Origin of the sequence: Streptomyces sp. B15, from assembly GCF_018070605.1 — a bacterium.
Taxonomy (GTDB): domain Bacteria; phylum Actinomycetota; class Actinomycetes; order Streptomycetales; family Streptomycetaceae; genus Streptomyces; species Streptomyces smyrnaeus.
The window spans coordinates 1-8,883 of record NZ_JAGPXJ010000158.1; the positions used below are offsets into that span (position 1 = coordinate 1).

11 protein-coding genes are annotated in these 8,883 nt (G+C 71.5%); 4 read left to right on the forward strand and 7 right to left on the reverse strand.

All coding sequences use genetic code 11. The features are described from left to right. The 6 genes from KBY19_RS34760 to KBY19_RS34785 all read right to left on the reverse strand — a co-directional run. Positions 1–388 (reverse strand): GTP-binding protein (locus KBY19_RS34760; protein WP_307843701.1); only part of this gene is annotated, 388 nt, incomplete at its 3' end. 31 nt (positions 389–419) lie between these two features. Beyond that, on the reverse strand, positions 420–1,082 hold the full coding sequence (locus KBY19_RS34765; protein ID WP_099878168.1) for an urease accessory protein UreF: 663 nt from the start codon (positions 1,080–1,082) through the stop codon (positions 420–422). A 13-nt stretch (positions 1,083–1,095) separates the two neighbouring features. Beyond that, complete coding sequence (locus tag KBY19_RS34770) at positions 1,096–2,817, reverse strand: urease subunit alpha (protein WP_099878171.1); 1,722 nt, start codon at positions 2,815–2,817, stop codon at positions 1,096–1,098. Beyond that, positions 2,810–3,121 (reverse strand): urease subunit beta, encoded by a 312-nt coding sequence (locus KBY19_RS34775; RefSeq protein ID WP_099878174.1) that lies wholly within the window; start codon positions 3,119–3,121, stop codon positions 2,810–2,812. Before KBY19_RS34775 ends, KBY19_RS34770 begins: the two co-directional genes overlap by 8 nt. 26 nt (positions 3,122–3,147) lie before the next feature. After that, positions 3,148–3,450, reverse strand: a complete 303-nt coding sequence (locus KBY19_RS34780; protein ID WP_185016199.1) for an urease subunit gamma — start codon at positions 3,448–3,450, stop codon at positions 3,148–3,150. A 241-nt stretch (positions 3,451–3,691) separates the two neighbouring features. Next, entirely contained in the window at positions 3,692–4,333 is a 642-nt protein-coding gene (locus KBY19_RS34785) for a TetR/AcrR family transcriptional regulator (RefSeq protein WP_099878177.1), read from the reverse strand. 169 nt (positions 4,334–4,502) lie between these two features. Here KBY19_RS34785 and KBY19_RS34790 point away from each other — a divergent pair, with 169 nt between their 5' ends. Together KBY19_RS34790 and KBY19_RS34795 are read left to right on the forward strand one after the other, a co-directional pair. Beyond that, positions 4,503–5,528, forward strand: coding sequence for an ABC transporter permease (locus tag KBY19_RS34790; RefSeq protein ID WP_210967433.1), 1,026 nt, complete (start codon positions 4,503–4,505; stop codon positions 5,526–5,528). A gap of 231 nt (positions 5,529–5,759) precedes the next feature. After that, positions 5,760–6,755 (forward strand): M28 family metallopeptidase, encoded by a 996-nt coding sequence (locus tag KBY19_RS34795; RefSeq protein ID WP_099878182.1) that lies wholly within the window; start codon positions 5,760–5,762, stop codon positions 6,753–6,755. An 18-nt stretch (positions 6,756–6,773) separates the two neighbouring features. Here the strand turns inward: KBY19_RS34795 and KBY19_RS34800 are convergent, their stop codons facing one another. Then, positions 6,774–7,097 (reverse strand): type II toxin-antitoxin system Phd/YefM family antitoxin, encoded by a 324-nt coding sequence (locus KBY19_RS34800; protein WP_099886291.1) that lies wholly within the window; start codon positions 7,095–7,097, stop codon positions 6,774–6,776. A gap of 251 nt (positions 7,098–7,348) precedes the next feature. Here KBY19_RS34800 and KBY19_RS34805 point away from each other — a divergent pair, with 251 nt between their 5' ends. Next, positions 7,349–7,996, forward strand: coding sequence for an ATP-dependent Clp protease proteolytic subunit (locus KBY19_RS34805; protein WP_099886292.1), 648 nt, complete (start codon positions 7,349–7,351; stop codon positions 7,994–7,996). A 7-nt stretch (positions 7,997–8,003) separates the two neighbouring features. Continuing rightward, on the forward strand, positions 8,004–8,333 hold the full coding sequence (locus tag KBY19_RS34810; RefSeq protein ID WP_099878185.1) for a hypothetical protein: 330 nt from the start codon (positions 8,004–8,006) through the stop codon (positions 8,331–8,333). Positions 8,334–8,883 lie beyond the last annotated feature (550 nt).

The following is an 8,883-nucleotide window of genomic DNA, read 5'->3' on the forward strand; positions in this document are numbered from 1 at the left end:
GGTTGTCGCCGCCGGACTCGACCAGCACCACATCGAGCGGGCCGATGTCCTCCTCCAGGTCCTCGACCGCCTCCAGGTTGGCGGAGATGTCGTCCCGGATCGCGGTGTGCGGGCAGGCGCCGGTCTCCACGGCGGTGATCCGCTCCGGTGGCAGGACGGCCTCGCGCAGCAGGAAGGCGGCGTCCTCGCGGGTGTAGATGTCGTTGGTGACGACGGCCAGCGAGAGCCGGTCGCGCAGGGTGCGGCACAGCGCCGCGACGGTGGCGGTCTTGCCCGAGCCGACGGGCCCGCCCAAACCGACGCGCAGCGCACGGCGGCTGCCGTCGGGCCGGGCCGCCGAGGCGCTGTGCCGCTCGGGGTGGACGGTGTCGGTGTGTTCGAGGTGCACGGGCTCCTCCGTGGGGTGGTGGTCGTGACGGTCAGGAGGCGAAGAGGCGTACCGGCCAGGTCGCGTGCTGCTCGGCGGTGATCTCCAGCAGTGGGGCCGAGGCGGCGGGCAGGTCCTCCACCGCTCCGCTGCTCGCGGCCTCGGCCTGCCGCGCCACCTCGTCCGTCTCGGCGGCGAGCCGGGCCAGTACGGCGGTCGCGTCGAGGGGATCGAGACCGAGGAGGCGGACGGCCGCCGTCGCCGCTCCGCCGACGCTCTCGTAGGCGGTGGCATGCGCCGCCTCCAGCGGGCCGAGACCCGCCGAGCGCGCCACGAGCCCCAGCACCACGGGCTGGTGGGCGCCCTTGGGACGGGCGGCCGCCAGCGCGTCAAGCTCCGGGCCCGGCCAGGTGGCCCGGGCAGCCCGCATCAGCTGCCGCCCCAGCCTGCGGGCCGTGCGGCGCAGCGCGGGCGAGGGCGTGCGGGCGTCGGCCGCCTCGTCCAGCGCGAGCGGGTCGTGCCCTGCCGCGGCTGCGGAGGCGAGAGCTGCCGATGTCAGACCGGCCGTGTGCAGACGGCTCCTGCAGAACTCTTCGAGGGAGGCCGCGTCCTGGACCCGGCCGGCCCTGACGGCCGCCTCCACCCCGCCGGAGTGGGCGTGGCCTCCCGCGGGGAACCTGCCGTCGGCCAGCAGCAGCAATGTGGCAACGCTCATGGTGAAGACCGGCTCAGAACAGGAAGTAGCGCTGCGCCATGGGCAGCGTCTCGGCCGGCGCGGGGTCGATGGGCGTTCCGTCGATGGTGACGGTGAAGGTGTCGGGGTCGACCCGCACATCGGGCCTGGCGTCGTTCTGGCGCATGTCGGCCTTGGTGACGGGGCGGGTGTCGCGGATGGCGACGAACCGCTTGGCCAGGGCGAGCCGTTCGGGCAGTCCGTCGTCGAGCGCGGTCCGCGTCACGAAGTTGACGGAGTTCGTACCGGGGGCGCGGCCTGTTGCCCCGAACATGGGGCGGGGCAGCACCGGCTGCGGGGTGGGGATGGAGGCGTTGGCGTCACCCATCTGCGCGTAGGCGATCTGTCCGCCCTTGAGCACGAGTTGGGGTTTGACGCCGAAGAACACCGGGTCCCACAGCACCAGGTCGGCGAGCTTGCCCGGCTCGACGGAGCCGATCTCGGCGTCCATGCCCTGTGCGACGGCGGGGTTGATCGTGTATTTGGCGACATAGCGACGTGCCCGCAGATTGTCGGCGCGCCCGTCACCAGCGAGGGCGCCGTACCGCTCCTTCATCACATGCGCCGTCTGCCAGGTGCGCAGCACCACTTCGCCGATACGGCCCATGGCCTGCGCGTCGGAGGAGATGATCGAGATGGCGCCGAGGTCGTGCAGGGTGTCCTCGGCGGCGATGGTGCTGGGCCGGATGCGGGACTCGGCGAAGGCGAGGTCCTCGGGCACCGAGGGGTTGAGGTGGTGGCAGACCATCAGCATGTCGAGGTGTTCCTCGATGGTGTTGACGGTGTGCGGCCGGGTCGGATTGGTGGAGGAGGGCAGCACGTTGGGCTCGGCCACGACGGTGATGATGTCGGGCGCGTGCCCGCCGCCGGCACCCTCGGTGTGGTAGGCGTGGATACCGCGTCCGGCGATGGCGGCGAGGGTGTCACCGACGAAACCCGCCTCGTTGAGGGTGTCGGTGTGGATGGCGACCTGGGCGCCGGTCTCGTCGCAGACGGACAGACAGGCGTCGATGACGGCCGGGGTGGCACCCCAGTCCTCGTGGATCTTGAACCCCACGGCGCCGCCGTGCAGTTGGGCGAGCATCGCGGCGCGCGAGACGGTGTTGCCCTTGCCGAGCAGACCGACGTTGACCGGCAGCCCGTCCATGCCCTCCAGGGTGCGCGCGACATGCCAGGCACCGGGTGTGACGGTGGTGGCTTTCGAGCCCTCGGCGGGTCCGGTGCCGCCCCCGACGAGTGTGGTGATGCCCGCGGCCAGTGCCTCGTCGGCGAGCTGCGGGCAGATGAAGTGGACATGCGCGTCGATGGCACCGGCCGTGAGGATCTTGCCGTTGCCCGCGATGATCTCCGTCTCGGGGCCGATGACCAGCTCGGGATGGACGCCGTCCATGGTGTCGGGGTTACCCGCCTTGCCCAGGGCCGTGATGCGGCCGTCGCGGATGCCGACGTCCGCCTTGACGACGCCCCAGTGGTCGAGGACGAGGGCACCGGTGATCACGGTGTCCGGGGCGCCTTCGGCGCGGGTGGCCAGCGCCTGCCCCATGGACTCGCGGATGACCTTGCCGCCGCCGAAGACCGCCTCGTCGCCGGCGCGTCCGGGCCCGCCGGAGAGGTCGTCCTCGATCTCGACGAGGAGCGAGGTGTCGGCGAGCCGTACGCGGTCGCCGGTGGTGGGGCCGAACAAGTCGGCGTACGCGGCGCGGGACAGCTCAGGCATCGAGGGCACCCCCCGTGGCCGAACGCAGCCCCGCGACCACCCGCTTGCCACCGATGGGGACGAGCAGGACCTCGACGGGGATACCGGGCTCGAAGCGGACGGCTGTGCCCGCGGCGATACCGAGGCGTTTGCCGCGTGCGGCCTCGCGATCGAAGTCGAGCCCTGGGTTGGCCTCGGCGAAGTGGTAGTGGGAGCCGACCTGCACGGGCCGGTCGGCGCTGTTGAGCACGGTGAGCCGGATGGCCTCGGCGCCCGCGTTGAGCTGCACCGGTTCCTCGGCGTACAGGATCTCTCCGGGGATCATGGTGTGGCGACTCCTCGTCGGCGCGGTCAGATGATGGGCTCGTGCACGGTGACGAGCTTGGTGCCGTCCGGGAACGTCGCCTCTACCTGGACGTCGTGCAGCATCTCGGGGATGCCCTCCATGACGTCGTCGCGGGTCAGTACCGTCCGTCCGGACTCCATCAGCTGGGCGACGCTCCGCCCGTCGCGGGCACCTTCGAGTACATGTGCCGTGATGAGGGCGACGGCCTCGGGGTGGTTGAGGCGCAGACCGCGGTCCTTGCGCCGCTGTGCCACGTCGGCCGCGACGTGAATGAGCAGCCGCTCCTGCTCGTGCGGGGTCAGTTGCATGCTTTCCACCTCACCGTCGTCGCCGGGCCCGGGGATGCCCTGGTCACTCACGGCGACGACACACGCAGGATAGATGTATCACGCATGTGATATTCGGCCGCCAACTGCCCCGGAGATTACGGCAGCGCCGTTTCGGTGGCGTTAACCTCACCGCTCCGGTTGGACCGCACGGCAGCGTCGCCGGGCATCGCCTGCGCCGCCGGTCCTCGCTCGCCGGGTGCGCCCCGCGGGAACGACGAGATCAGCGCTCCCCGCGCGCGGTCCGGTGGTCGTCCGGCACCGACATGGAGAGCAGAGCGCGCAGCCCCTTGGCGAATTCCTCGGGTGAGATACCGCCCCACAGCGCCTGCTGGACGAAGTACCCCTGTACGGCGCCGATGAGGATGCGGGCGACATGCACGGTGTCGGCCCCGGGGTCGACCCAGCCCCGCGACTGGTACTGCGAGATCAGCCGGGCCCACTGCACGGAAAGCTGCGCGTACGCGTCGGAGATCGTCTCGGCAAGCTCGGGGTTGCGCAGCCCCTCGCTCCACACCTGGACGAGCAGCCGGGGCAGTTCCCTGGGGTCCTCGCCGGCCCCGACGGACTCCTGGAGCCGTCCGAAGACCTCGATGAACAGCTCGTCCGGCGTCGGCGGCACCTGCGCGGAGGTCACCTGCTCGAAGGAGGCGCGGATGGTCTCCAGCGCTTCCGCCGCCACGGCTGCGATGATCTCCTCCTTGCTGCGGAAATAGCGGTAGACGGCACCCGCGGACAGCCCGCTCTCCTTGAGCACGTCCTGCATGGAGGTGGCGTGGAAACCGTTGCGCAGGAAGCAGCGGCGGGCGCCGTCCAGGATCTGACGACGGCGGGCCTCTAGGTGTTCGGCGGAGACGCGAGCCATACCAGCAGCCTAAAACGAACGTTCCTTCTTGACAATCGGCGCGCGACCACGCAACGGTGGTGCCGCTAAAACGAACGATCCTTCTCTTTATGCGACGCGGTTGCACGCCGCCGCGTCCGTCCCTTCATCCATCCCGTCCGCCCTTCTCTCCCAGCTGGAGGGTCACACCATGGCCACGACTCCCGACCCCTCCCCCACCCGGTCCCGGACCCGGGTGCCGCTCGCCGTACTGGTTGCGGTACCGCTGATCGTCGCGTTCGCGCTGTGGGCCTTCGCCTGGCCCGCCGCCCGCACCGCACCGCACGACCTGCCGCTCGGCGTCGCGGGCCCACCTGCCGCCGTCGAGCAGCTGACGGATCAACTGCACCAGCAGAAGGGGGCCTTCGAGGTCCACCGCTACGACGACGAAGCCTCGGCACGGCAGGCGGTACGGGACCGCGAGGTCTACGGCGCCGTGGTCGCCACTGCCTCGGGGCCGAAGATGCTGACGGCGAGCGCCGCCGGTCCCGTGGTCGCACAGTTGCTGACCCAGGTGGCGACCCGGGCCGCACCCGAGGGAACCCGGGCGCGCACCGAGGATGTGGCACCCGTCCCCGCAGCGGACCCGCGGGGTGCGGCACTGAGCGCGAGCGTGCTGCCGCTCGCCCTCGCGGGGGTGGCAGCCGGAGGGCTGACCGTCCTGCTGCGGCTGCGCGGTACGCCGGGCGTGGCCGCGCTGCTGGGGGCTTCCGCGCTGGTCGGTCTCGCGGCTGCCGCACTGGCCGACGGCTGGCTCGGCATCCTGACCGGCGACTGGTGGGCGGAGGCCGCCGCGTTCGCACTGACGGTGCTCGCCGTGAGCTCCACGGTTGCGGGACTGGGGACGCTGCTGGGAGCGAAGGGCATCGGACTGGGCGCGCTGTTGTCGGTACTGCTGGGCAACCCCTGGTCGGGGGTGTCCAGCGCGCCGGAGATGCTGCCCGAACCGCTGGGAGTGCTGGGCCAGTTGCTCCCGCCGGGGGCCGGGGGAACGCTGCTGCGCGGCGTCGGGTTCTTCGACGGCCGGGCGGTGGACACCCCGGTGCTGGTGCTGACCGTGTGGGCGGTGCTGGGCCTGGCCGCGGTGACCCTCGGCGGCCTGCGCGCCGGGCGGCCGGAGTCGCGACAGCCGCATGCCCGGCGGGCCCCGGCGGTCGACCGGGTGCCGGCCGGCTGAGCCGGACCCGCCCCGAGGGCGGAACGCGACCGACGGGCGGTTGCGGAGAGCTGAGGCCCCGGCCTTCCGCTCTCCGCAACCGCCTGTCCGATATGCGCTCTTGACGGGGCCGCACCCCCGCAGCATTCTCATGTCCGCGTCAAGTCAACAGCGTCGCTCCCATCGCCGCTCCGGGCGATACCTGCCGTCCTCGGCAATCCCACACACCCCCCACACCATCGGAGCTCAGCAGTGATACGCGGACACCACAGACAGCAGCGCCGTGCTGCCGTCGCCACCTCGGCGAGCACCGTGCTCGCCCTCGCCCTGCTCGCCGCCGCGGGCGGAGCCGCCCAGGCCAGCCCCGACGGCCCCGGCGGCGACAGCGGCCGACCGGCCGCCCGGACGGCCGCGGCACCCGACATCGACGTCGCCGCCGTCCAACAGGACCTGAAGGAGCTGCAGTCCGTCGCCGAGGCCAACGGCGGCAACCGCGCACACGGCCGCCCCGGCTACCGGGCCTCCCTCGACCATCTGAAGCAGAAACTGGACGCGGCCGGTTTCAAGACCACCGTCCAGGAGTTCACCAGCGGCGGCAGCACCGGCTACAACCTCATCGCGGACTGGCCCAAGGGCGGCACCGGGGCGACGGTCATGACCGGCGCCCATCTGGACTCCGTGCGCTCCGGCCCGGGCATCAACGACAACGGCTCGGGCTCCGCCGGGGTGCTGGAGACCGCACTGGCCGTCGCCAAGGCTGACCTCGAGCCCAAGAAGCATCTCCGGTTCGCCTGGTGGGGAGCCGAGGAGCAGGGCATGGTGGGCTCCGGCCACTACGTCGACAGCCTCTCGAAGGACGAGCTCGGCAAGATCGACGCGTATCTGAACTTCGACATGATCGGCTCGCCCAACGCGGGCCACTTCGTCTACGACGACGATCCGGCCGTGGAGTCCGTGTTCACGGACTGGTTCCGCGCCAAGGGGGTCCGGACGGAGCCCTCGAAGGAGACCAACGGGCGCAGCGATCACGCCTCGTTCAAGCGGGCGGGCGTCACCGTCGGCGGCACCTTCACCGGCGCCGGCGCGCGCAAGACCCGGGCGCAGGCCGACAAGTGGGGCGGTACGGCCGGCGAGCCGTACGACGCGTGCTACCACTCGTCCTGCGACGACACCTCGAACATCGACGAGAAGGCGCTCGACCTGCACAGCGACGCCATCGCGCACGCGGTCTGGACGCTCAGCTCCTGACCTTCGGCCCCTGCGGGCTCAGCTCCCCTGGCCCGGCCGCCGGTCCCCGGCGGCCGGGCCCCGGTGCTCAGCGGCGATCCCGAACCGCCGCGCCCCGTGCGGCACCGCACCGCCATGGGCGTCCCGGAATCCGGAGACGGTGCTGAGGATCTCCTCGGACTCCGATCGCTCCTGGTCTGCGGCCTCCAAGCGCTCCAGCCGCTCCAGATCGGCAGCCGACACCAGTCCGACGAGCGGCTTTCCGTGCCGGGTCACCACAACGCGCTCCTCGCCGTAGACGACCCGATTGATCAGCTCCGCCAGCTCGGCCCGGGCCTGCGTCACCGGAATCTCGTAAGCCATGCCCGCCATTCTAGGGGCGAGCTCAAAACCGCAGGTCAAAGCGGTGAACGGACAGCAGTCGGGCGTTGCTCGCCCCCTGTCCCACCTTCCCTGCGCCCCCTCCCTCGCACCCCGCGCGAGGGGTCTCTCTGCTTCGCCTTCAGCGGAATCCGCCTCGCTGGACGGGCTGTTGAGCGCCGACCGTGGCAGGCTGCTCAATGTACGTTCTGTACAACCTGTACATTTTCTCGCTCGGAGTGGAGTGCGACGCCATGCGGAACCAGCCGACAGCACCGACAGCCCGGTACGTCCTGCCCGAGTTCACGGAGCGCACCAGCAGCGGCATGCGGACGATGGACCCGTACTCGAAGCTGATGGAGGAGCGGATCGTCTTTCTCGGCACCCAGATCGACGACACCTCGGCCAACGATGTGATGGCGCAGTTCATCCACCTCGAACACACCGCGCCGGACCGGGACATCTCGCTGTACATCAACTCGCCGGGCGGCTCCTTCACCGCGATGACCGCGATCTACGACACGATGCGCTTCGTCTCCTGCGACATCGAGACCGTCTGCCTGGGACAGGCGGCCTCGGCCGCCTCCGTACTGCTGGCCGCCGGCACGCCGGGCAAGCGGCTCGCGCTGCCGGGCGCGCGCATCCTCGTCCACCAGCCGTCGCTCAGCGAGCCCGTCCAGGGACAGACCAGCGATCTGGAGATCCAGGTGCGGGAGATGCTGCGCACCCGCGAGATGCTGGAGGAGCTGTACGAGCGGCACACCGGCCAACCGCGCAACAAGATCAGCCAGGACATCGAGCGCGACAAGATCTTCACCGCCGAGCAGGCCGTCGACTACGGCCTCATCGACCGGCTCACCACCAGCCGCAAATCGGCCCCCGTCGCCCCGGTGCGGCGGTGAGGCCGGGATGAGCCGCCACCGGCCGCCCGACCTGCCGCCGCTGCCCGCACTGACCCGGGCCGAGTGCGAGGTGGTCGACGCCTATCTGGAGGTGCTCGATCTGCTCGGCCGTATCAACCCGGCTCGCGGCCGCGACACCTACAGCGGACTGCGCGCCGCCCAGGGCCTGGTCAGCAAGGCGGTCCGGCTGCGGGACGCGCTGACGCTGATGCACGAGCGCGGCGAGAGCGAACTGCACGCGGCGACGCTGGAGCGGGCGCTGCGGGTGCTCGACGGGGAACGGCGCGCGGGGCTGGTCGGGCCACCCGCACCGAGACCGGACGACCGCACCACATAGAGCACGCCGGGAGCACGCCGAAGCTCACCCCCGGCGGAGTACGGCTTCCGTGTCAGCCCGGGTACCGGCGGGTGCCGGTACCGGCCGAGAGTGTTGCAGCCCTCCGCGGCCGGGTCGATGCCGTCGGCCCAGCGGTACCGGTCGGGGACGGGCAACTGCTGATACGTACCGTCCGGGGCCGTCCCGAGCAGGCGCGGTTCACCGATCTGGATGCCTGCCGGGCCGGCTGCCCCGGTGGAGACGGGGGCCGCGTCTCCCTCGGTGCCCGTGATGTCCAGCCGGGTCCGAGCGTCGGTGATCCTGGCATCGTGGATATGGGCGGAGACGGCGGCGCCGAGGGTCGCATCGAGGACGAGGTGGTCGGGGCTCGTCGCCTCGACCACCTCACCGGTCTCCCCACCATCCGGAATTCCGATGACGGATGTCGGTCCCCGTGATTAGAGTGCCGATCATGCTTTCGGCAACGACGACGCTCTCCCCGCCCACCGCGTAAGGCGGGCGGCCACGCTCGGCTGCCGCGGCGGACAAGCGTGCGTCCGTCGCGGGGTCG

What these genes read in the sequence shown, in the direction of transcription:
- KBY19_RS34765 (WP_099878168.1), bottom strand. Translation starts at nt 1,082, where the DNA reads ATGAGCGTTGCCACATTGCTGCTGCTGGCCGACGGCAGGTTCCCCGCG.
- KBY19_RS34770 (WP_099878171.1), bottom strand. Translation starts at nt 2,817, where the DNA reads ATGCCTGAGCTGTCCCGCGCCGCGTACGCCGACTTGTTCGGCCCCACC.
- KBY19_RS34775 (WP_099878174.1), bottom strand. Translation starts at nt 3,121, where the DNA reads ATGATCCCCGGAGAGATCCTGTACGCCGAGGAACCGGTGCAGCTCAAC.
- KBY19_RS34780 (WP_185016199.1), bottom strand. Translation starts at nt 3,450, where the DNA reads ATGCAACTGACCCCGCACGAGCAGGAGCGGCTGCTCATTCACGTCGCG.
- KBY19_RS34785 (WP_099878177.1), bottom strand. Translation starts at nt 4,333, where the DNA reads ATGGCTCGCGTCTCCGCCGAACACCTAGAGGCCCGCCGTCGTCAGATC.
- KBY19_RS34790 (WP_210967433.1), top strand. Translation starts at nt 4,503, where the DNA reads ATGGCCACGACTCCCGACCCCTCCCCCACCCGGTCCCGGACCCGGGTG.
- KBY19_RS34800 (WP_099886291.1), bottom strand. Translation starts at nt 7,097, where the DNA reads ATGGCTTACGAGATTCCGGTGACGCAGGCCCGGGCCGAGCTGGCGGAG.
- KBY19_RS34805 (WP_099886292.1), top strand. Translation starts at nt 7,349, where the DNA reads ATGCGGAACCAGCCGACAGCACCGACAGCCCGGTACGTCCTGCCCGAG.
- KBY19_RS34810 (WP_099878185.1), top strand. Translation starts at nt 8,004, where the DNA reads ATGAGCCGCCACCGGCCGCCCGACCTGCCGCCGCTGCCCGCACTGACC.